Raw genomic sequence first — 24,806 nt, forward strand, 5'->3', positions numbered from 1 at the left:
GAATCATGAGAGGATGAACAAGAAAATGGATGAAAAGATGGAAAAGACTACGAAAAAGACAACAAAAGCTGCAAAAAGTGCTCCGGCAGCAAAAGACGAAAAGATGAGCATTGAGGAGAAAAAAGCAAAATTGCAGGAAAAACTCCAGGAACTCCTTGCGCTGGCAAAGAAGAAAAAGAACAGCCTTGAGTATCAGGAAATCAGCGAGTTCTTCAAGGACATGGAACTGGATGCAGATGAGTTTGAGAAAATCTTAGACTTCCTTGAGACCAATAACATTGATGTGCTTCGAATCATGGATGATGACGATATCGATGACGATATCATCTTAGATGACGAAGACGAGGTAGAGGTAGAAAAGATTGATTTATCGGTACCGGACGGCGTATCCATTGAGGATCCGGTCCGTATGTATTTAAAGGAAATCGGTAAAGTACCTCTTTTAAGTGCAGAAGAAGAAATCGAGCTGGCAAAGAGAATGGAATTAGGAGACCAGGAAGCAAAGAAACGTCTGGCAGAAGCAAACCTTCGTCTGGTGGTAAGTATTGCAAAACGTTATGTAGGACGTGGTATGTTATTCTTAGACCTGATTCAGGAAGGTAACTTAGGTCTGATTAAAGCCGTTGAGAAATTCGATTACCGGAAAGGCTATAAGTTCTCTACCTATGCAACATGGTGGATTCGTCAGGCAATCACAAGAGCCATTGCAGACCAGGCAAGAACCATCCGTATCCCGGTTCATATGGTTGAGACAATCAACAAACTGATCCGCGTTTCCAGACAGTTACTGCAGGAGTTGGGACGTGAACCGACCCCGGAAGAGATTGCAGCAGAAATGAATATGCCGGTAGACCGTGTACGTGAAATCTTGAAGATTTCCCAGGAGCCGGTTTCTTTAGAGACTCCAATCGGTGAAGAGGAAGATTCCCATTTGGGAGACTTCATTCAGGATGATAATGTACCGGTACCTGCTGATGCAGCAGCATTTACCCTGTTAAAAGAGCAGTTAGAGGAAGTGCTTGGAACACTGACCGAGCGGGAGCAGAAGGTATTAACCCTTCGTTTTGGTCTGGAAGATGGACGTGCCCGTACACTGGAAGAAGTTGGAAAAGAATTCAATGTAACCAGGGAGCGTATCCGTCAGATTGAAGCAAAGGCACTCCGTAAACTGCGTCATCCAAGCAGAAGCCGCAAATTAAAGGACTATCTGGAGTAATATATGAATAAACTTTCAAAAAGAATGCAGGCAGTTGCAGCATTGGTTCGGAATACCACCTGCCTTGCAGATGTAGGATGTGACCACGGTTATGTTCCGATTTATCTGATTCAGTCAGAATGTATTGGGCATGCCATTGCAATGGATGTGAACCGGGGGCCGCTTCTTCGGGCAGAGGAGCATATCCGGGAAGTTCATTTAGAAGATTACATAGAAACCAGATTGTCCGATGGACTTACGGCACTGGCTCCATCTGAAGCCGATGGCGTGGTAATCGCCGGAATGGGTGGAGCGTTGACGAAACGGATTCTTGCAGAGCATCCGGAAGTCTGGAAGAAGATGAATAATCTTGTGTTACAGCCACAGTCTGAAATAGAAGAGGTACGCCGTTATATTTATGCGGAAGGCTTTCACATTGAAGAAGAAGATATGGTGGAAGAAGAAGGCAAATATTACGTGATGTTAAGATGTGTACCGGGAAAAGCAGCACCGTTGACGGATGTTGCTTTTCGTTATGGTGGATATTTATTACAGACAAAAAATGAAATATTAAAACAATATTTAATAAAACAGAGACAGCAGTTCTCGGAAATCTTAAAGAAACTTGAAATCCGGAAGCTTATGCCGGAGCAAACTGTATTGCAGAAACCAGAATTGCTGCAACAATCTGCAACGCAACAGGATGAATTGCAGCAGAAAGAAGATGGCAGTACAAGACGCTTTGAACGGCAGAAAGAACTGGAAGAGAAACTTGCAATGATAGAAGAAGCAGAGCGTATCATGGGAGAAAATATATGAAGTGTGAACAGATACGGGAAATATTAGAGACACTTGCTCCTGTAGCAATGGCCTGTGAATGGGATAATCCGGGATTTCAGGTCTGCAGATGGGAGAAAGAGATAAACAGTATCTATCTGGCGGTGGATGCAACCGATGAAGTAATTGCGGAAGCAAAAGAACTTAAGGCTGATATGATACTGACGCATCATCCGTTAATCTTTGGTGGAATCAAAAATGTTCTTACCAGTGATTTTATCGGCAGAAGAATTTACGGACTGGCACAGCAGGATATGGTTTACTGTGCGATGCATACGAATTTTGATATCTGCGTCATGGCGGACCTTGCAGCAGATTACCTGGAACTAATGGAGACAGAACCATTGGAAGTAACCGGGGAGTGGCAGGGAAAATCCTGTGGTATCGGCAAAGTGGGAATGCTGCCAGAGGAGATAAGCCTAGGGGATTGCGGCAGGATTGTAAAAAGCCGGTTTCAGACAGAAGCGGTAAAAGTATTTGGTGATACCAGCCGCATGGTACAGCGTGCAGCAATTTGTCCTGGCTCCGGAAAGAGTGAAGTGGATGAAGCGATTGCAAAGGGTGCCCAGGTGTTGATAACAGGAGATATTGACCACCATACGGGAATCGACGCAGCAGCCAGAGGCTTAAGTATCTTAGATGCAGGACATTATGGATTGGAGCATATTTTTGTAACCTATATGGCAGAATATTTCAAGGAGAGATTACCGGAACTGAACATATACAGCCAGAAGTTACAATCTCCGTTTTCCTATATTGTATAAATAGTAATCAAAGAAATGGGGGACTACTATGGGAGAAGTTAAATGTAGAATTAATATTCATGGAAACGTAAGGGAGTATGTGCCGGAAACCACATACAAGCAGCTTGCCAAGGAATATCAGAAACAGTTTCCGGATGATATTGTCCTGGTGCTGGTGAACAACCGCCTGCGGGAGCTGCGTGAGAAGGCAGAATCGGGAAATCTTACCTTTATTACAACGGCAGACAAGGATGGCAGGAAAGCATACCGGAGAAGTACGGCGCTGCTGATGCAGAAGGCAGTGCATAATCTTTATGGGGAAGAAAAGATTACGGTCCGCATCATGCATTCCATTGCCCAGGGATATTATTGCGAACTGAAGCGGAATGAGGAAAAGAACGGAGCATCAGAGCAGGCAGAATGGGTAGCTGTCGATGAACAGATGTTAAGGGATTTAAAGCAGGAGATGCAGCGTCTGGTAGAAGCCGATTTTCCGATTGAAAAGCATAGTCTGCCGACGGCAGATGCAGTAGAACTCTTCCGGAGACTGGGAATGACCGATAAAGAAAGACTGTTCCGCTACCGGAGAAGCTCAAGGGTCAATATCTATGAGCTGGATCATTACAAAGATTATTTCTATGGATATATGGTGCCGTCTACCGGTTATCTGAAATATTTTGACCTGACATTATATAAAGAAGGTTTTATGCTGCTCTTTCCGGGAAAAGATACCAGGAAGGTGGATATTTTTGTTCCATCGGATAAACTGTACCTGACACTGGAAGAAGCGTCAGAGTGGGGACATACCATGGGAGTAGGAACCATAGGAGCTTTGAATGATGCAGTTTCTGCAGGCAGAATACAGGAAATTATTCTGATACAGGAAGCCCTGATGGAACAGAAAATAGGACAGCTGGCAGAGCAGATTAAAGAGGGACATCATAAGAAATTCATTATGATAGCAGGTCCGTCCTCTTCCGGGAAGACAACGTTTTCCCACAGGCTGTCCATACAGCTTGCCGCCCATGGCATGAAACCGCATCCGGTTCCGCTGGATGATTTTTATGTAGACCGGGATAAGACACCGAAAGATGCAGATGGAAAACTGGATTTCGAATGCCTGGAGGCATTGGATATTGACCGTTTTAACAATGATATGACAAGTCTTTTAAACGGAGATGCAACAGAACTGCCGGTATTTAATTTTAAAACCGGAAAGCGGGAAGAAAAAGGCAGAATGATGCAGCTTGGAGAGGAAGATGTACTTGTTATTGAAGGCATCCATGGACTGAATGACAGGCTTTCCTACTCTCTGCCGCAGGAAAGCAAATTCCGTATTTATATCAGTGCGCTGACCCAGCTGGATATTGATGAACATAACTGCTTGCCGACGACAGATGGCAGACTGATCCGGAGAATTGTAAGGGATGCAAGAACCAGGGCTACATCAGCGAGGGAGACCATTGCCATGTGGGATTCGGTAAGGCGGGGAGAAGAAAAAAATATCTTCCCATTTCAGGAAGGTGCAGATGTAATGTTTAATTCAGCTTTAATTTATGAGCTTGCTGTGCTGAAACAGTATGCAGAGCCATTGTTGTTTGCAATTGAACGGGATTGCCCGGAGTATCTTGAAGCGAAGCGGCTGCTGAAGTTCTTAGATTATTTCCTTCCGGTACCGGCGGATAATATCAATAACAATTCGATTATCCGTGAGTTTATCGGTGGAAGCTGTTTTAATGTCTGATATAGAAGTAGTATGGGATAGACAGTGCTTTTTGTGCAAAAGAGATATTTGTCTATCCCTGAATTTTACTTAAAACATAAAAAATAGATAAAAAATAACGAAAAAAACGAATAGAAAAAGAAATTTTGTTGAAAAGCATGTAAAGAATGGCTATAATAAAATAATGATGATTTTTGTCACATCATGATATGTGAAGAATGATTTGGAGAGTGGCAGAGAATGGAAAGCAGACAGAAGAAACGTCTGGGGGATATGCTGATTGAGGAACAGATTATTACAGATGAGCAGCTCTCAGATGCATTAGAGAAGAAAAAGGGGACTACAAAGCGGCTGGGTGAGGTTCTGGTAGAGCTGGGTTATACCAATGAGACGGATATTGCTAAGGCACTGTCAAGCCAGCTTGGACTGGAAATAGTCTCGCTTAGTGGAATACAGATAGAAGAAAATGTGCTAAAGCTGGTAGACGTGGCAGTTCTGAGAAAATATGTCATGGTACCAATTGGCTTTTCGCCGAATAATATGAATGAAGTCCGTGTGGCAATGGCCGACCCGATGGATATGCGTGGAATTGATGATTTTTCTATTATTACTAATCTGCAGGTCGCACCGGTAATTGCCACAACCCATGATATTATGCTTACCCTTGACCGTTTCTATGGAAGCAGTGAAGCAAGGAAGGTGGCTGAGGCATATGCACTGGAGCGCCGGCAGGAAGAGCAGAGGGAACAGGAGAAGGAGAATGATGAAGATATTGCAAATTCCCCGATTGTTCTTCTGGTAAATGCCATGATTGAGCAGGCAGCAAGACAGCGTGCCAGTGATATACATATCGAAGCATTGGAAAGCCGTGTAAGAATCCGCTACAGGATTGATGGTGTGTTATATGAGAAGGCAAGCTACGACATCCGGCTTCTGAATGCAATTACAGCACGTATCAAGATTATTGGCGGCATGGATATATCAGAAAAAAGAAAACCACAGGATGGACGAATTACCCTTGTGGTAGACCGTGTGGAATACGATATCCGTGTATCAATCCTGCCAACGGTTTATGGAGAGAAGTGTGTACTTCGTCTTGCACAGAAGAAAGCACTGACCAAGGATAAGAGGGAACTTGGATTTACCCCGGGGGAGCTGGAAAGCTTTGACCGTATGTTAAAGCATCCGAATGGAATCCTTTTGGTAACAGGACCAACCGGAAGTGGTAAATCAACGACGCTTTACACAGCACTTTCTGAACTGAATACAGAGGATATTAATATTATCACAGTAGAAGACCCGGTAGAGGCGAATCTGGACGGTGTCAATCAGGTTCAGGTAAATGCCAAAGCGGATATGACCTTTGCATCTGCACTGCGTTCAATCCTGCGACAGGATCCGGATATTATCATGATTGGTGAGATCCGAGACGAAGAAACCGCAGAGATTGCGGTACAGGCTTCTATTACCGGACATCTGGTAGTAAGTACCCTGCATACCAACAGTGCAGCAGGAACCATTACCCGAATGTTAAATATGGGCGTAGAGGGATATCTTCTTGCAGATTCCGTAATCGGAGTGATTGCCCAGCGTCTGGTGCGGAGACTTTGTCCGAACTGTAAACAGCCGCATAAGCCGACTGAATATGAGCGCAAGCTTCTGAATCTGGATGATTTGGATGAGACGATGATTTTTGAAGCAAAGGGCTGCCCAATGTGTGCCAATACAGGATATAAGGGTAGAATCGGTGTCTATGAGATGATGGAAATCAACACAGAAATGAAAGACGCCATAGCAAAAGATGCTTCCACTGCCGAAATCAAACATCTGGCAGTAGAAAATGGAATGGAAACTCTTGCGGCGGGAGCCAGACGTAAAGTTTTAGAAGGAATTACTTCTGTGTCAGAGCTGGTGGGAGTATCTGCTGAGGATTAAGGAGAACTGGGGATTTTACAATGAACAGAATAGAAATGTTTTTGCGGGAAGGAAATGAAAAAGGGGCATCCGATATCCATCTTGCACCGGGAAGCCCGGTGATGTTCCGGATTGATGGAGAACTGGTTCCTGCATCAGATGAGAAGATAAAACCATTTGAAATAGAAGAAATGATAGAACCGCTGTTGACGGAAGAGCAGAAGGCAGAGCTGAAGGAAAATGGAGAACTGGATTTTGCGTATTCTATCGCAGGCTTTCACAGGGTGCGTTTTAATGTGTTCCGTCAGAGAGGTACTTACGCGGTAGCACTCCGTATACTCTCGTTTGAGATACCGGAAGCAAAGCGGCTGGGTATTCCACCATCTGTGGTTGACCTGACCAACCGCAAGCGTGGACTGGTATTGGTAACAGGACCGACCGGAAGTGGTAAATCTACCACACTGGCGTCTTTGATACATATTATTTCCGAAACATATGCTAAGACAATTATTACACTGGAAGACCCGATTGAGTATTTGCATCCTCACAGCAAGTCAATTGTATTGCAGAGGGAAATCGGTTACGACAGTAAGAGTTATGCGTCAGCACTTCGCGCCGCATTGCGTGAAGACCCGGATGTAATTCTGGTGGGGGAGATGCGTGACCTGGAAACAATCAGTATTGCGATTACGGCGGCAGAGACCGGACATCTGGTATTTTCAACCCTGCATACCAACAGTGCAGCAGCAACCATTGACCGTGTCATTGACGTGTTTCCACCGCATCAGCAGCAGCAGACCAGGATACAGCTGTCAGGTGTTATTGAAGGAATTATCGCCCAGCAGCTTCTTCCAAAGGAAGGCGGTGGACGTGTGGCGGCTTACGAGGTCATGCTTGCCACTCCGGCAATCCGTAACCTGATACGTGAAGGAAAGAGCTTCCAGATACAGTCTATGATACAGACCAGCAAGAAGCTTGGCATGCAGGCAATGGATGATGCCATTTATGACCTTTATATGCAGAATAAGATATCAGCAGAAGATGCCGTAAGTTTTGCACAGGAGCCGGCAGTTATGCAGCAGAAGGTAACGCTATTCTAAACTGCGGAGCATCTGCAGGAAACTGTTAACAGCAGCTTCCGTGGATACCGTAGAATGAGAAAAATGGTTAACAAATTTGAAATTTAACCGATAAATATACTGTAAGGGGGATGAGAAGGTGCCCAGTTATTCATATATAGCAGTGGATGCCATGGGAAAAGAGAAGAAGGCAACCATTGATGCAGAAAATCAGGACAAGGCAGCAGCCCGGCTTAAGAAAAACGGACTTACTTTAATATCCATAAAGGAAGTCGGATTGTTAGAAAAGGACGTTAAATTAAGCTTTGGGCGGAAAGTAAAACCAAGGGATTTAAGCGTGTTCTGCCGGCAGTTTGTCAGTATGATAGAAGCCGGGGTTACGGTAATTGATGCCCTTGGAATGTTAGAGGAACAGACGGAAAATAAGAGGCTTTCCGCTGCACTTCATGAAGTGCGTACCGAAGTGGAGAAAGGACAGACACTATCCGAAGCCATGGGACATCAGGGAGAGATTTTCCCGGAAATGCTAGTGAATATGGTGGCGGCAGGAGAGACCTCCGGTAATATCGAGCTTTCCTTCAGCCGTATGGCAGTGCAGTTTGATAAGACGGCAAAACTGTCCGGCTTAATGAAAAAATCACTGGCTTATCCGGTGGTACTTCTGATAGTGGCAGTATTAATCGTTATTCTGATGGTAGTAAAGGTAATACCGGGATATGCAGCAACCTTTGAACAGGCAGGCATGCAGCTGCCGGGCATCACCCGGGCAATGATGAGCATGAGCCATGTAATTACAAAATTCTGGTATCTTTTTGTGGGAGGAATCCTGCTGATTGTGCTTGGTATCCGGGAATGGCGCAAGACAGAGAGCGGAAAGCTGTTCTTTGGCAAAATGGCCATGAAGCTTCCACTGTTTGGCAAGTTAAACATAAAGACATATTCTTCACAGTTTGCCCGTACATTAAGTACTTTAATGTATGCAGGAATTCCATTGATTCATGGAATTGATGCAGTCACCAAGCTGATGAAGAACCGTCACTTCCAGCTGCAATTGCAGTCAGCAAGAGAGGAAGTGGCAAAGGGTGTTCCGTTATCAGAACCGTTGCGGAAGGGCGGACTGTTCCCGCCTATGGTAATCCACATGCTTTCTATCGGTGAGGAAACCGGTGATATTGAGGGCATGTTAGACAAGCTGGCAGATTATTATGATGAAGAGGTTGAGATGACTACCCAGACGGTTATGGCGGCAATGGAACCAATGATTATCGTTGTTATGGCAATTATCGTAGTCATTCTGATTGCAGCAATTTATGCGCCGATGCTTTCCATGTACAACCAGCTCGGCAACATGTAAAACGAATTAAGGTTCCGTAATAGGGGCGGGATTTTAAGATAAAATATTTATATTTATACAAGAAGGAGAATAGCATTATGAACAAGATTAGAAACAGAAAGAACAACAAAGGCTTTTCATTAGTTGAGTTAATCATCGTTATTGCCATCATGGCAATCTTAGCAGGAATCTTAATTCCTCAGTTTGTTAAGTACATCAGCAGCTCCAAAGTATCCGGAGATATCCAGCAGGCAGAGAATATCTACAATGCAGTAGCAGCTCAGTACGCAGATTCTCAGGGAACAGCACCAACAGGTATGAGTTATGATGGAAACAAGCATGAAGTAACAGATGCTGTTGCAGAGGCATTAGAAATGGGAAAAGCAGCACCTACATGTAAAGTAGATTCAAACTATTTATTTATGTATAGCTGTGACAGCAAGGGTGCGGTTGCTGTATATCTTGCACCAGCAAGCGAGGCAGATAAAGCATATGATGCTACAAAAGATACCAAGATTTCTCCATCCATTGAAGGAGTGGATAAAGATAAGTGGACAAAATAATCCGCTGAGCTAAGAAAGGACACTACATACCATGACACCAATGCTTGCACTCATCACAGTATTTATTTTCATATATGGAATTGTCATCGGAAGCTTCTTAAATGTCTGTATCTACCGGATACCGCAGAAAGAAGATATCGTCCGGGAGAGTTCCCACTGTATGAGCTGCGGGCATCGGTTGAAATGGTATGATTTAGTGCCGCTGTTCAGTTATCTTTTCTTAAAGGGAAAATGCCGTTACTGTGGTTCGAAGCTGTCAAAGCAGTACCCTATCGTCGAAGCACTCAATGGAATCCTTTATGTAGTTGTATTTTATGCAACAGATTTTAGCTGGGACAGTATTTTATACTGCCTTATGACTTCTGCGTTAATCGTACTTAGTGTGATAGATTACCGCACCTATGAGATTCCTTTTGGAATCAATGTGTTCCTGTTTGTACTGGGGGTTATCCGGTGCGTATTTGGAAAAGGGGACAGAGGAACCTTGATGATTGGTTTCTTTGCAGTGAGCTTGTTCTTGCTGTTATTATCACTTCTTACCAGAGGAGCAGCAATCGGTGGTGGAGACATCAAGCTGATGGCGGCGGCCGGGCTGCTTCTCGGATGGAAGTTGATTATTCTTGCATTTGTGATGGGATGTATTGCGGGTTCTGTGGTGCATCTGTTCCGGATGAAGGTATGTGGTGCCGGCAGAATGCTGGCGCTGGGTCCATACTTATCGGTCGGGATATTTATTGCGGCCCTGTGGGGAAATGGGATGATAGACTGGTATCTGGGACTTTTTATGTAGAAAAGAGTGATTATAAGTGGAAAGTGTATGAAGTATAGGTATGCTTTCCAGTTATAATCACGAAAGGTGAGTGAAGGATGAAGATATTAAGTATAGAAATAGGTGTTGATGTAACCCATGTATTGGAGATGGATTACCGGGTGAAGAATCCGAAAGTATATCGAAGCTTTAGCTTTCAGACTCCGGTAGGTGTAATTGGAGAAGCTGGTGTGCGTAAGAGTGAGGAATTCCGCACAGCCTTACATAAGCTTCTGGATGCAAATAAGATTAAGACACGGAAAACTTTATTCGTAGTTAATTCCGGTAAGATAGCAAGCCGTGAAGTGCTGATTCCGATGATAAAAGAAAACCGTATCAAGGATTTCTTAAATACAAATTCGGCAGATTTCTTCCCGGTAGATTTATCCCGGTACCAGCTGGTATACCGGAATGAAGGTGTGGTACAGCAGGACACAGTAAAGAAGAGAAAATTATATGTATTTGCTGTGCCGGGAGATCTGGTGCAGTCTTATGAAGAACTGGCAGATTTCTGCTCCCTGGAACTTACCGCACTTGACTATGTGGGAAACAGTATTTTCCAGATGATGCATAAAGCGGTAGGAAATAATATCTGCTGTTCTGTAAAATTAGACAATAATGCAACCATGATTACGATTATCAATCAGGGAATGGTTGTATTACAAAGAACAGTATTTTATGGCTTTGAAGAAGTAGAGAAGGTTGTAGTGGATTCCGGTCTTTTCCCGAAGGAACAGTATCCGGCAGCAATGGATATATTACAGCAGACAGACTGTCTGGATGCAAACCAGGCGGCACCGGAAGATGCCGTGAATGCCATGCGGGCAGAAGCGGTAGAAGCACTGCGTCCGATGATTGGCAATATCCGGCGGGTATTAGATTATTATCAGTCCAGAAATAATGGGGCAGAAGTAAAAGAGTGTTTCCTGATTGGTAACGGAGCTTATATCAAGGGACTGGACAGACTGATGTCCCTGGAATTGAATCTTCCGGTACATTTGCAGGAAAAAGATGTTTTAAACGGTTTCCGTACATCCGGAGGCAGATTGGATGCCATGTATGAAGCCTGCTATGGAGCAGCAATACAGCCATTAGACTTCGTGTTTGGTTCGGCACAGACTGCAAAGATTATAGAGGAGAAGAAAAAACGCGAATTGTTTGCAGCAAAGCTGATTGGTCTGCTTTGTGTGGCATGTGCTGTGATATTGCTGGCATTATCCGGAGTGCAGAGAATTGCATTATCCCATGAACTGAATAACCTGAATAAGCAGAAGGATGAACTGGAATATATACAGGATATTTATAATGCATATGTGGATACCAAGAGCCAGTATGATGATGTGACAAAAATGAATGGCAAGACAGAGACAGTCAGTGATGCACTGGCAGATGCCATTGAAGAAATGGAAGAAAAGTTCCCATCCGGTGTAAAGGTAACAAGCCTTACCAGTAATGGAGAGGGAATTTCCATGGACATTGAAGTATCTACAAAGGAAGAAGCAGCAAAGATCTTGCAGAATCTTGCAACCTTCGATGCTTTCCGCAGTGTAACGACCAACGGAATTACAGAATCCACAGATGAGAACGGTAAAATTACGGTAACATTTTCAGTGATGTGTACCTATGTAAATGGTACAGCAGATGATTCCATTGATACCGAGACCACACCGGAAGAAGATGTCGAGACCTATATGAATGGTGACCAGTATATTTATCCGGATATGGAAGGCAGTACCGAAAGTGGGGAGGCAGACAATGAATAAGGAAAATAAGAAAGTAAACGACAGGGAATTAAAACTGATATTTGTATTAGGCGGCATAGTATTATTTTTCTTAATCTACCAGTTTGGATATCTGAATGTCCAGAAGGCAAATGAAAATTTAAAGAGCCAGGTAGATGAGGTGCGTGGAGAAGTAAAGGTTATGCAGACAATGAAGCAGAACGAAGAGACTTATAAGGCATATACAGATTCCATGACACAGGAAATGCAGGAGGTAATGGATGCAATTCCATCAGAGATCCGTTCGGAGGATAAGATTATGTTTGCCAGAAGCCTTGAAAAAGAGTATGGCTTTCATGTTACCGGCGTAGGTCTTCAGACGGACGAAATGGTTTATGAAATGAATGAAGATGGAAGCAATCCGGCAGATGATGGTAAATTGTTATATCGTACCGTGGTAAATCTTGACTGTGACTGTGATTATACACAGCTTAAGAACTGCCTGCGTGGATTAAAGAAGAATAATTTCAAGATGTCTGTGGATACAGCAAGCTTCGGTCCGGATGAAGAGACCGGGAAACTGAAAGGAAACATGACGGTAAATATGTATTATCTTTACGGAAGTGAGAAACCATATGAACCATTAACCATTGATGGGGTATCCTTAGGAACAGATAATATTTTTGGAACGGGAACGATTACTCCGTCAGCTCCATCGGATGCCGCAGGTACAGAAGATACCACAGGAACAACAGGTACTACAGGAACAGCAGGTACCACAGGAAAAACAGGTACTACAGGGACAACAGATACCACAGGAAAAACAGGTACTACAGGGACAACAGATACCACAGGAACAGATACCGGGCGGTAAGAAAAGCCGGACAGTATAGAAGAATATGTGAAAAGCAGAAAGGAGCAGAGACAGTATGAGCGGTTATAATAGCAGAAAGTTAAAACATAAATTAAATCGTAATTTAAATAACCGGGGATTTTCATTAGTGGAAATTCTGATTGCAGTAGCGATTCTCGTACTGTGTGCAGTTCCTTTGCTGAAAGCATTTGTAACATCTGCCCAGACCAATGCCAGGGCAAGACAGAATTTAAATGCGACTACGCTGGCTGAAAATATTATGGAAGAAATAAAAGCAGCAGGTGTTGAAGGCTATGGTGTGAAATCGGGAGACACGGTTACGATAGATGGTGTCGATCTTCCGGTTTATGAGGCTGAGTATAGCAATTACAGCTTTGATGGCAGGGCATATGATGTTAAGGCAGTAATGACACCATCGCAGGAGACCTATCTGGATGGTACGGATGAAAAAGCATATAATGCACAGGGTATCCCGGAGATTTCTGTTATGGATGACAGCCGGGATGCTGTTTATGTAGAGGACAAGAATGCAAGATTTGACATAATAGATGAAAATGCGGATTTGCTGGGCATGAAGGCGGAAGAACTGCTGAATGCATGCAGAACGGAATACCGCTTTGCAGTAAAGGAAAATCACGGCAGATATACCGTTACCCAGACGGTAACATACAGTGATGCTTCCGGAAATACAATCGGAACACCCCAGACCCTGACCATATTTGATTCGGTGCTGACCGGAGCAGATCTCAGAAGTCTTTATGTGTGCTATATTCCGGCACTTCGAACAGCCGGTGATATGTACAGAACGCAGGAGAAGGTGGTAATCGAAAACAGACAGGATATTCCGGTTGATGTATATCTTATCCGTCAGGGCTCGCAGGATACACCACTTGCAGTCAGTATTATAGAAAGTGCTCCATCAACAGTGGCAGCAACACAGATTCATACAAATCTTTCTGTAGATGATAAGACAGACATCGGCAGTATAGAACGAAATGGAAGCAGTATTACAGCAGCTACAGCTAAAAGCGCCTTTGGTTTTCAGAAGATGGGCGAGGCTGCAAAGGCAGATGCAGCCAGACTTTATACAGTAAAAGTAACCGTTAAACCGGTAGATTCGGAAAAATCAATTACCTTAACAGGAACGGCAATGAAGTAAGGCGGGAAAACAATGAACAGATGGAAGAAATCACGGGACAATCGAGGAATGTCACTGGTCATGGTCATTGGAACAGTGGCACTGGTAAGCATACTGGTGGTTATAGTACTGTCTCTTTCTCTGATGAATATACAGATGAAGTCAGTATATAAGAAGTCTGCGGATAATTTCTATGATGCAGAAGCAGCAATGGATGAGATACGTACCGGTCTGCAGCAGGATGTAGCAGATGCAGCAACCACGGCATATCTTTCTGTTATGTCACAATATTCTGCCAGCAGTTATCAGGATGCTGTGCGTCAGAGCACCTTCCGGGAATTGTACCGGAAGGAGTTAAAGAAGAAAATCGGGCAGACCATGGATGATACCCATTATGATATCGGCTATCTTGAGAATTATATCGGTGCGTCCCACCGTTATGAAGCAGCAACCGGTACCGGAGCCAGACTTACAACACAGGATGGCAAAGATGCAGATTTTGTGGTAACACAGTCCGGTCTTGTGATTATGAATCTGGAGCTTTCTTATAAGGATGCAGATGCTTATGAGTCAGTTGTAGATACAGATCTTGTATTAAGCTATCCACAGGTAAACTTTATCCAGTCAACATCAGTACCGGATTTGCTGAATTACTGTGTGGTAGCAGATGAAGGTGTCTGGGTAAACAATGGAAACCGTACACTTACCATGAATGGCAATGTATACGCAGGCGATTATTATACCGGGAGCAGCAGTGACCGGAATGGATTCCACATTGATAACAGTGGAAGTGTAATGCTTGGACTGCGCAAGACGCTGATTACCAGAGGCGGACTTACGGTAGAAAATAAAGGTTCTTTTACAACGGATACCAAAGCTACGATATGGGCAGATAATCTCAATGTTTACAGCAACGCAGCCCTGTCCTTATCCGGCAGTACATATGTATCGGATGATTTGACGATTACCGGAAGCGGTGATGTTACCTTGCGTGGAGAGTATTATGGCTACGGTAATCCGGAGACTGCCAAGGCAGCGGCATCTGTAGTTACAGAAGAAGTCAATGCCAATAAGGCGGCATACAGCAGTGCCATGATTATCAATGGAATTGCAGACAGTGGCAAGGCAAGTATCCGCATGAATGGATTAAAGACACTGATGTTAGCAGGAAATGCCTATATCGGAAGCGGCAATGCCATGATGGGAGAGTCCCTGGCTGTAAAGAGCAGCCAGACGGCATATCTTGCACCGGCAGACTGTTTTCTTATAAAGACTACCAATCCCACAACGGTAGCGGAAGATTTTATGGCAAAGAGTGATTTTGCAGCAACTCCGGAAAAATATATTAATTATGAAGTGTTAAAAAATTATCATGCTTTTGATATCACACCATTATATAAAGATGGTCTGGTTTATTATTTCTTAAAATTCGAGAATGCAAAGGAAGCAGCGGCATTTGATCTTGCATACTACAATGATGCAGACCATGCAGCCACAAGGCAGCAGTACCTGTCTCTTTATGTGGATGACGCAGAATTATCTATCCGGGAGAGCAGCACTGTGGAGAAGATTACCAACGGAAGCATTCTTGTCTGGGATACAAAAGGAATCCGAACCATTGAGCCGACAACCATAAGTAATGGGTTAGACGATATTTACGAGGATGGTTATTATGCCGGACTGCAGAGCGGCTGGCAGGATATGTATGCTTCTTATAATATTTCACTGACAAAGGATTATGAGAGGCTTACAACGGAGCAGAAAGCAGCCACTGTGTTTGAAAATCTGGTGGATGTAGACGGACTGAAAAAAATTACCGGCACATCCGGAGCAGTAGAATTTGAATTTACCGATGGGGATGGAGTCCGGCAGGTGGCATACGTAACAGATAATGAAGGTGCATCAGCATTGGAGGTGGATGCTTCATTTCTGGGTGGAAAGAATGTACCGCTTATCATTGCAACCGGAGATGTGAACGTTACAGCAGATTACTCCGGCACAATTTTAAGTGGTGGCCAGGTGACCTTTGGCATGCCGGGAAGCAGCAGCTCAACAGTGTCATCTGATATGCAGGATGCTGCCAGAGTCATTCAGAATGCCGAATATAAGAAGGGGTCAGATACCTATATTCTGTCACAGGTATTGAAGAACAGCCAGTACTATGTAGGCAGTATTGGAAAGGCATATACCGGAGAGGATGCCGTGGATGTAACGAAGCTTGTAACCTATCAGAACTGGTCAAAGGAGTAAAGATAAGATGCAGAAAGGGAATCGTATAAGCGGAAAAAAGAATAGTGGATTTTCGATGGTAGAGCTGATTGTTACCGTGGCGATTCTTGCAATTATTTCTGTGGGAGCGTTTCTCCTTACCGGCTCACAGAATGGATGGAAACTGCGTCATGCTGCGGAAAGACTGGATTCGGCACTGGATAAAGCTATGGTTCAGTCTATGAGTAAGAGTGATACTGCAGGTCTTATTGTCTATGAATTAAATGGAGAATATTATGCAGCAATGATAAAGGAATCCTGCCGGGACGGAAATATTTACCGTGTAACTGAGGACAAGGTGCTGGAAAAGTATTCACTTGGAAAAGAACCGCTGACGATTACGCTAAGTTATAAAGGAAAAGACGGGACAGCAGTATCTGATGTTACATTATCCAATCAGGGCAGTGAGAGTAATTTAAGCAGTGCGGCAGAATTTCTCTATGACAGAAGTACCGGAGCAGTTAAGACCGTAAAGGTAAACAGCGTGGAAAGCTATTATACTGGTATACATTTGAAGTTGTCAGACCGTGATATGCAGATAAAAATAAGTGCTGCCACCGGCAGACATGAGATACAGTAAGCAAAAGCAGGGAGGAGGAAAACAAAGTGAGCCACAGGAAATCTTCAAAGAAGTATTGTGAAATCAGAAAATGCGGGATATATGATAATAAAGGATTTACGCTGGTTGAACTGCTGGTAGGAATTGCGATTGTGGCAATTGTCGGCGGGTTAATCGGCACATTTTTGATTTTCTCCACAAGAACATATGGAAAAGTAACTGATGAAGCAGACTTACAGGAGGATGCACAGATTCTCCTATCCCAGATGGATAATTATATTATCGATACAGACAGTGCGCTTCGTTATTATGCAGATGTATCAGAGAGTGGAAGCGGCACGGAAATCTTAAAGGACAGTCTTTATCCGGGTGGAGCAGCAGGACTGACCAGAAAATGGCTGGAGATTTATAAGACCACCGATACCGGATATACGAAAGAGACCGTTTTGTGGACAAAATCCACAGAGAAGCTGACATATAAGCAGGAGACGATTGATGCGGCAGGAACGGTAACTGAAAATATAGAAGAACAGGATCTGGCAACGCATGTAACGGATTTTTCCATTGATCTGACGAAAGTAACTTCACTGCGTCAGGTAACAGTGTCTGTTGCACTTGCCAGTGGAGAGAAAAGTTATGGAGCGGATACTACAGTGTATCTGCGCAACCAGATTGTAGTAAATGGGGAGCCTTATAAACCGGATGCAGCACCGGTCATTTCATCTGTACTCAGCGTTAAGGTTCTGCCACAGACAGTTATGATGCGGCCCGGCGGAAGAAAGGCATTTCAGGCAATTGTCTATGGTAATAATTCACCATCCCAGGAGGTAACCTGGAGTCTTTCCGGAAATACGTCTTCCCTGACCACTATTTCAGAGGATGGATTGCTGTGGATCAGCATGGATGAGAAGGCAAAGACCTTAACGGTAACAGCGACATCGGTACAGGATACCACCAAGTCAGGAATGGCGGAAGTAACAGTAGTACATGGCAAGAAGCTGTCTTTAGGCCAGATTCGGAAATACTGGCTGCAAAGAGGAAAATCAATGTATATCTATGCAAGGGTGAATGGAACATTAAGTGGTTCTATTACCTGGGAAAGTAATCCATTGGATTTACTTTCGGTGAATCCCGCAGATTCTGTAACAGTTGCAGGAGGATATCCATCATTGGATTTGATGAATGCAAGATGTGTGAAAACAGAGTATCCGGGGACACCTTTAGGAGAATATACAGTGAAGATTAGCGGTATAGTAGATGGTCAGCCGTATGAAGATATGGTTTATATAGAGGTGGTGGATTCGCCTGAAACGGCTGGAGCAGGTGATGTTGTATATTTTGATAAATCAAATGGTTTGGATTATTGGGTACATCCTGGAGACACCGTGAATTTGTCTACAGCATTAAAGAGGTTCGATATTGGAACAAAACGTAGTTATGAATTTAAAGAAGGCGGGAATATAAATAAGGAATCCTATACTTTTGAAACCTCTGGAACAGATGATGAAAAGATAAAAATAAGTATTGATGAAACAGCTGAGGATGGTGAGATTTATGTTACAGTCAAAGCTGGAAATCAATGGCATACAGGCTATGATTCTGTTACAATTCATGTGGCGGAGGAATTGGATTTCCCATATATTGTGGAAACAACATATTTTCCAGATCAGGAGAACTGGTTCTGGTCAAGTGTACATTGCAGGGGACCGGTAATGATAGCAGATTCAACATTACAATTTACGAATCTTACTTCCGGAATCAATGGGTTGATAGCAAATACCGGCGAGCCGCATAAGCTTACACCATCAGAGCAGCATACAGGTGAGAATGAGCGTACGCTGTCTGGCGTAAATGAATTTGTACAGGACGGACCGGGAAGGTATGAAAGTTCTAAGATACTTAATTTAGAGGGAATTATTATTATTGATAAAGATGTTGAACTTGATGCACCTTTTATTTGTTGTAATAGTGATACGGTGATTTATATAAAGGGAGAACATAGCTTGAAATTCAAAGGAATTACTACTTTTGACGGGCTGATTTATGCACCGGAAGGAGATGTTTATTTTGAAGGTCAGGCGGGTTATTGCCGGGGTGTTGTAATAGCAAAAAATTTGCATGTAAATAGTCGGGGAGACAGGGAGTTCTCCTTTATGGAAAAAAGCAGTGTAATGGATCTGGTTAATACATTGAAGGCAAACTAGCTTGTTGAGAAGTAAAAGAGGACAGGATATATGAAACGGAAGAATTCTTTGAAAAATTCCAGAAAGAGAATCATTCAGGCAACGGTAGCAGCAGTAGCCGGTATAACAGTTGCGGTTGCTGCATTCCGGCCGGTAGAGACTTCAGCAAACGGAGTACTGCCGGGGGTGGAAAGCATCGTTGCACAGAAGATGGCAACAGAAGATAAGACCTATCGGATTTTAGAGATTATGCCGGATGGAGCAGAAAGTGAAATGGGCTATCTTGCAGCGGGCAGTGAGCCGGTAGCCCTAGCAGCAGATGGAATGCTGGCTTACTTTGCAGAGAATGGTATCGAAAATACGCAGCAGGAGAGAATGGATTATATCAACAGCTTAAAGCAGCGTTTGGAGGACGGGAAGATAGCTTCCGGTGATACATCTAAGACACCACTTTATGCAGAAGCTTATGAGGAGACTTTTTTCCCGACAGAGGAGCAGCAGAAGGACTACAAGAAGCTGGTATTTCCGGAAGAACAGTATGAGACAATTACTGCTGAGGGACATTATGCTTACCGGCAGGATTATGACGGAAACTATAATCCCAATGTAGTTTCCTTCTCTTATAATGCAACTGGGGATTATGCAGTAGAATTTGAACGGAGAACACCACTTAAGGATGAAACACCATATAACCAGCCATATGAGTACCGGGATAATGGAACAGATGGTTATTATGAAGCAGTAGAAAATCCTATGACAGGTGGTAATTATTACTATATTTCAGACTTTTACTATGTTGGAGCAGATTCCGAACATGGACATTATCTGGCACAGTTAGATGCTGCAAAACCATATTCATATACTGCATCAGGGGATGGAGCATTTGCATTTGTGCCGGGAACAGCGGAAGAGGACAGTGCAAATCAGTCCTGTCAGGTGGAGATGGGCTCTGTCTGGTATACCGGTGGACTTTATAATAATAACCTGTTCCGGGACTATGTATTAGGAGCATTGTCCAAGGATGATTTAAAGGTGGAAGTAACGGCAGTGACAGAGTCTGGACTTGCTTCCGTAGATGTATCCGGTATGGATTTTATTTATATCGGCGGACAGGGTTATGATACCGGAATGAAATATCAGCTTTCTTCTCCGGAGCTTCTTGCACAGGTGGATAAAATATATAAGAAAATTTTAGGAAAAGCACCGGTTCTTATTGATTCCACTGTCTTAGAAAGTGCACTTACTGATTATAATACTTCTGATATTGCAAAGCTTGTGGTGTGGAGCATCCAGAAGGAGTTAAAGGATGACCCGCAGTCTGTGGATGCGGCAGAATTATGTGATACCGCTTCTTTAAACAGCAATTACACCGGCAATGATACTAATTATGCGGAAAATAATGTTTACTGCATGAAAATGACAGATGCAGACGGGGTACGTCAGCATGTATTTACCGGTCTGCTGGAAGCTTTTCCACAGGAGCTGCAGGAGGCGGAGGGATTTGCACCGGTGCGGGCATTGATTGAACAGGAGAATACCCTCCGTACATCAGCGGATGCGATTGATACCACGCTTTCAAAGAACATGGTCTTACAGTATATTTTAAATTATCCGTATGAGAGAACCTTTAGTGATAAAGAGGAGCTGCGGGTGCTGGATATCGAACCGGCAATGGGCGCACTGTATCTTGATGAAAATACAGCTGATGACAGAATTCTTACCAAAAAGAAGCTGGCAGACTGGACAGGTGTTGCCATTGAAAATATCAGCATTACCCGGATGACTTCAGCGGAGTTTATTGGTAAAATCGAAGACATGAATATGAAATACGACCTGGTTTACTTTGGGCTTGGTTATGCCGGAGAGAATGGAAATTCTGATGCAAAGCTTCAGGGGGATTATATGAACCGTGATGCTGAAGGAAATACGGTTTATAATGATTCATTGATGAACGGACTGGTCTATGCACATACCGGGGATGCATTCTTAAGAAAGGCTATTCTTGGCGGACTTTTAGATACCGATTATGTAGATAATAATACATCGAATTATCTCTATGGAGGCAATCCGGACAGCTCAAGAGACCCATACGGTGACCGGGATGAGTGGGACAGCGGATTAGGTAAGCTCGTTACCGTAACAAAGACCATCAGTGGTTTCCAGTATGATAATCCAAAGAATAGAAATGACCGTCAGGAAATTACCGTTACAGTAGGAAATGTAGGAGTATACCGTGCCAGCGGAAATGATATAACAGAGAGCAAGAAACGTGATCTGGAAGAATTCCTCGGAGCGAAATATCCGGTTCTTTTTGCACAGAATTTTGTGACCACAGAAGGTGAAATCAATGCAAAGGTGGTAGATAATTCTTCTGTTTTATATCAGTTCGCAAAGGAAAATCTGGCACAGGATAATGTCTTTTACCTGGATACCGAAGGCAAGCCAAATGATGAGAGCAGCTTCCGGTACTATATTAATATGCCAAAGGTTAAACTTGCCATGCTCAATCCGTCTACCGGAGTAGAAGAGAGTGATACGGCATTAAGTACAGGAACAGCACGTACTACGGATAACAATTATGGCAATAAAATAGTAGAAATCCGTACCGATAAGAAGGATTCCGGAGTCTATACGCTGCGTTACCGCTTCCGGATTGACAGTTCCGTAGATGCCAGTGCGGCTACGGTATATCATGCAGGACTTTATTTTGATATGAATGCCGATGGTAAATTTATCGAAAATGATACCTATTCCGAACGGCAGAAGGACTGCATCATTTTTGATGCTTCCGGCAATGAAGTCAACCGGGATGCAGCAGGAGAATATCAGTTGAGCAGCGGACAGGAGTACTATCTTGAGAAAGACATTCCAGGTGACTATCGTGGTATGCTGACCTGGAAACTGGAACTGACCCAGACCACCAATGCCTATATCCGTACGGCTAAGACAGGTTATACGATTGTATCAAGAACAGCTGGTGATGACAGTGTACAGGTTGTTAAGGTACTTCAGATTATGGGAAATAATAATGAATGGGGCGGTTACTTTAATCTTTCTCAAGATAGAGACATGCAGGATTTTATCAGCAATTTTGAAAATACGGAAGGAGTCCGGTTTGAAATTACAGCAATTCCAATGCGCAATTTCGATGGCAAATATACATCCTTTGAACAGCTGAAGGATTATCAGATGTTAATCTTTGGTTTCCAGGACAGTTATTCGGATATGACCAATGCTGACACGCTGGCAGCAGTAGATGATTATATAGTCAGCGGACGGAGTGTATTGTTTACCCATGATACCTCTTCCTTTGTCAATGTGGCAACCGAGCAGATGTACTGTCAGGATAATCCGGATGGCGATAATGGATGGAACCCGGGCTGGCTTAGCAACCAGGGTAATGCAGGAGATTTTAACCAGGTAGAACGTCACTGGGGCTATATGGTAAACCAGAAATTCCGTGGTGTTCTTGGAATGGATCGTTATGGAATTACTTATAATAAGAGGACTTCCAAAGACCCGCAGGCGGCACAGCTTCGTTCCCTGCTATTAAAGGAAGGTCAGCTTTTAGACATCAGTACTACTACAGATGCCTCCGGCAATGAGATAACAACCGGAACCATTGATACGGCACATGGTGGCGTAACCACAAGGGAGAATCCGGATGGCAGCGGGGCACTGACTTCTGCAGTATTAGGAAGTGATAAGGATATTGCGTATGTACCGGGAACGAATCAGAAGCAGTCCTATGGACAGACACAGGGTTATACTTATGGAGCAATCAATTTCCATTATTATTATAATGCTCCGTGGCAGTGTACAACGGAAGCAAAGTATGCTTATAACCAGTACATGATGTGGCGTACACTTCCGTTACCAACACAAAGAAATGATGTTTCTCTTGGAAACCTGAAAAACAATGCCAGCATGTATGCAACCCAGGTAAATGATGGACAGATTACCCATTATCCATATGAGATTGGCAGTCAGATTACGATAGCTAATACCCATTACCAGTATTATCAGCTGAATATGGATGAGGATATGGATGGAGATGAAAACAGTGATATTGTAGTGTGGTACTGTCTGGGAGCATCCGGTGATGGTTCGGCGATTTATACCAGTTCCCCGAATGATGTGCGGAACAATTATTATATTTACAACATTGGAAATATTACCTATTCCGGTGTGGGACACAGTACAATAAGTAACGTGAATGAGAAGCAGTTATTCTTTAATACCATTGTTGCAGCGTACAAGACAAGAATCAAAGATCCGGTAGTAAAGCTTTTAGAGAATGGAAGCCGTACTTCAGCAGAAAAGGAAGCTGTTTATGTACATACTGATAATGCCATCGGAAATAAGGCACTGGAAAATGAAGTAAGTTTTTATTATACCGTAACAGATTCGAATCTCGTCACATCGGATAAGGAAATCAGTGTGGATTATTCCATGGTAGATAAGAATGGCAGCAGTATTGCAATTCCGGTACAGGCAGCAGAAAATCAGGTGTATATCACAACAGAAGCAGTAAACGGAGATACGGTTACGACAGATTCTGCCGGAAGACTGAGAGGCTTAAAGAGCGGGGAAGTGTATAAAGCCACAGTTCATAACCTGACGGATACAAAAGTACAGGAGGCAATTACCAATGGTAATATGCGGATTGCAGTCCATGCAGTCAGTACCTTTGACTATTATGGAGACAGCTATGGTCTGGGTGAAAATGCCCAGAGCATACCGCAGAGCAGTACATCTATGAAAATATTAGGAACAACGCTGTTTGATTTGGATTAGAAGAAAAGAAAAAATATTTATTGAAAAACTGGGAACGAAATCGTATAAGACCGGAAAAGCAATCTGTAAAATCAAAAAAGGGTTGAAAAACTGGTAACGTTACCATATAATAAAACCATGAAGAACCAAGTAGGGTGAATGGTCGCGGCTGCATTGTCGAAAGACATACAGACGAGGAAAGTCCGGGCTTCGCAGGGCAGGATGCCGGATAACGTCCGGTGGAGGCAACTCCAAGGAAAGTGCAACAGAAATGTACCGCCAGGTAACTGGTAAGGGTGGAAAGGCAGTGTAAGAGACTACCGCATCTCTGGTAACAGAGATGGCTCTGTAAACCCCATTCGAAGCAAGACCAGATTTAAGCATTGACGTGGCCCGCCAGCTTAAGGTAGGTTGCTTGAGGCGGTTGGCAACAGCCGTCCTAGATAGATGACCATTTTCAACATAACCCGGCTTACAGCCCTGCTTGGTTTCTTACTATCAAATCTAATGTAATTCTAAAATGTTTCTTAAAAGACAATAACTCTGTTGACACAGAAAAGCAGGGGACTTAAGATGAATATCAGGGTATGGTGATATGTGAACATACATATCACCATATTTTTGCGTAAGCATCTGTAAGGAACTGCCGGTGGCAGGTGCGTAGATATAAAAAGAAGAGAGGTCTTATATTTGAAAGAGAAGTTAGCGAGATTTATGTCAGGAAGATATGGAGTAGATCAGTTATCAAGATTATATCTTGGAATTGCACTGATATTACTGGTAGTTTCAATTTTTAGCCACCTTGGTATATTTTATATAGCTGGAATTGTTCTTCTGGTGTATACTTATTATCGTATGTTTTCGAAGAACATTTCCAAGATGTATGCACAGAATCAGAAGTATTTGAATGCAAAATATCGTGCGGTGGTAAAAAAGGATGCATGGAAGAAACAGTGGCAGCAGCGTAAGATTTACCGGTTTTATCGTTGTCCGGGATGTAAACAGAAGGTTCGTGTCCCAAAGGGAAAAGGTAAAATCTGCATTACCTGTCCAAAATGCAGAATGGAATTCATAAAGAAAAGTTGAGCTGTA

17 protein-coding genes and 1 other RNA gene are annotated in these 24,806 nt (G+C 43.4%); all 18 read left to right on the plus strand.

The genetic code is table 11. The features are described from left to right. Positions 1-103 precede the first annotated feature (103 nt). The 18 genes from rpoD (at position 104) to OCV43_RS04460 (ending at position 24,800) form a co-directional block, all read left to right on the plus strand. Positions 104-1,216 (plus strand): RNA polymerase sigma factor RpoD, encoded by a 1,113-nt coding sequence (gene rpoD / locus OCV43_RS04375; RefSeq protein WP_117698098.1) that lies wholly within the window; start codon positions 104-106, stop codon positions 1,214-1,216. Positions 1,217-1,219: 3 nt separating this feature from the next. Then, positions 1,220-2,014, plus strand: a complete 795-nt coding sequence (locus OCV43_RS04380; protein ID WP_262623508.1) for a tRNA (adenine(22)-N(1))-methyltransferase — start codon at positions 1,220-1,222, stop codon at positions 2,012-2,014. Beyond that, a complete protein-coding gene (locus OCV43_RS04385; protein ID WP_022244027.1) occupies positions 2,011-2,796 on the plus strand; it encodes a Nif3-like dinuclear metal center hexameric protein in 786 nt (261 codons plus the stop codon). The genes OCV43_RS04380 and OCV43_RS04385 overlap by 4 nt, the downstream gene beginning before the upstream one ends. Before the next feature lie 28 nt (positions 2,797-2,824). Next, positions 2,825-4,519: a nucleoside kinase gene (locus tag OCV43_RS04390; RefSeq protein ID WP_022244028.1), complete on the plus strand. Its 1,695-nt coding sequence runs from the start codon at positions 2,825-2,827 to the stop codon at positions 4,517-4,519. Between the two features lie 219 nt (positions 4,520-4,738). Then, entirely contained in the window at positions 4,739-6,433 is a 1,695-nt protein-coding gene (locus tag OCV43_RS04395; RefSeq protein ID WP_262623509.1) for a GspE/PulE family protein, read from the plus strand. A gap of 20 nt (positions 6,434-6,453) precedes the next feature. Beyond that, entirely contained in the window at positions 6,454-7,512 is a 1,059-nt protein-coding gene (locus tag OCV43_RS04400) for a type IV pilus twitching motility protein PilT (protein ID WP_117841989.1), read from the plus strand. 118 nt (positions 7,513-7,630) lie between these two features. Further along, the gene (locus OCV43_RS04405) at positions 7,631-8,845 is read left to right on the plus strand and encodes a type II secretion system F family protein (protein ID WP_262623510.1); all 1,215 of its coding nucleotides are present in this window, start codon (positions 7,631-7,633) and stop codon (positions 8,843-8,845) included. Between the two features lie 77 nt (positions 8,846-8,922). Then, on the plus strand, positions 8,923-9,387 hold the full coding sequence (locus OCV43_RS04410; protein ID WP_262623511.1) for a type II secretion system protein: 465 nt from the start codon (positions 8,923-8,925) through the stop codon (positions 9,385-9,387). A 31-nt stretch (positions 9,388-9,418) separates the two neighbouring features. Next, complete coding sequence (locus OCV43_RS04415; RefSeq protein ID WP_022244033.1) at positions 9,419-10,177, plus strand: prepilin peptidase; 759 nt, start codon at positions 9,419-9,421, stop codon at positions 10,175-10,177. A gap of 77 nt (positions 10,178-10,254) precedes the next feature. After that, positions 10,255-11,958 (plus strand): type IV pilus biogenesis protein PilM, encoded by a 1,704-nt coding sequence (locus OCV43_RS04420; protein WP_262623512.1) that lies wholly within the window; start codon positions 10,255-10,257, stop codon positions 11,956-11,958. Next, on the plus strand, positions 11,951-12,790 hold the full coding sequence (locus OCV43_RS04425) for a hypothetical protein (protein WP_262623513.1): 840 nt from the start codon (positions 11,951-11,953) through the stop codon (positions 12,788-12,790). Before OCV43_RS04420 ends, OCV43_RS04425 begins: the two co-directional genes overlap by 8 nt. 55 nt (positions 12,791-12,845) lie before the next feature. Beyond that, positions 12,846-13,949, plus strand: coding sequence for a prepilin-type N-terminal cleavage/methylation domain-containing protein (locus OCV43_RS04430; RefSeq protein ID WP_262623514.1), 1,104 nt, complete (start codon positions 12,846-12,848; stop codon positions 13,947-13,949). 12 nt (positions 13,950-13,961) lie between these two features. Next, positions 13,962-16,178, plus strand: coding sequence for a hypothetical protein (locus OCV43_RS04435; protein ID WP_227701147.1), 2,217 nt, complete (start codon positions 13,962-13,964; stop codon positions 16,176-16,178). Positions 16,179-16,185: 7 nt separating this feature from the next. Further along, positions 16,186-16,776, plus strand: a complete 591-nt coding sequence (locus OCV43_RS04440) for a pilus assembly FimT family protein (protein WP_118057225.1) — start codon at positions 16,186-16,188, stop codon at positions 16,774-16,776. Positions 16,777-16,802: 26 nt separating this feature from the next. After that, positions 16,803-18,959 carry a PilW family protein gene (locus OCV43_RS04445; RefSeq protein WP_262623515.1) on the plus strand — a complete coding sequence of 719 codons (2,157 nt, stop codon included), beginning with the start codon at positions 16,803-16,805 and terminating at the stop codon, positions 18,957-18,959. 30 nt (positions 18,960-18,989) lie between these two features. Then, entirely contained in the window at positions 18,990-23,735 is a 4,746-nt protein-coding gene (locus OCV43_RS04450; protein ID WP_262623516.1) for a DUF5057 domain-containing protein, read from the plus strand. A 126-nt stretch (positions 23,736-23,861) separates the two neighbouring features. Then, an RNA gene (gene rnpB / locus OCV43_RS04455) (RNase P RNA component class A) lies at positions 23,862-24,205 on the plus strand. A 199-nt stretch (positions 24,206-24,404) separates the two neighbouring features. Next, entirely contained in the window at positions 24,405-24,800 is a 396-nt protein-coding gene (locus OCV43_RS04460) for a hypothetical protein (RefSeq protein ID WP_022244041.1), read from the plus strand. Positions 24,801-24,806: the final 6 nt, after the last annotated feature.

It is taken from the genome of Roseburia amylophila, from assembly GCF_025567465.1.
In the GTDB taxonomy this organism is placed as follows: domain Bacteria; phylum Bacillota; class Clostridia; order Lachnospirales; family Lachnospiraceae; genus Roseburia_C; species Roseburia_C amylophila.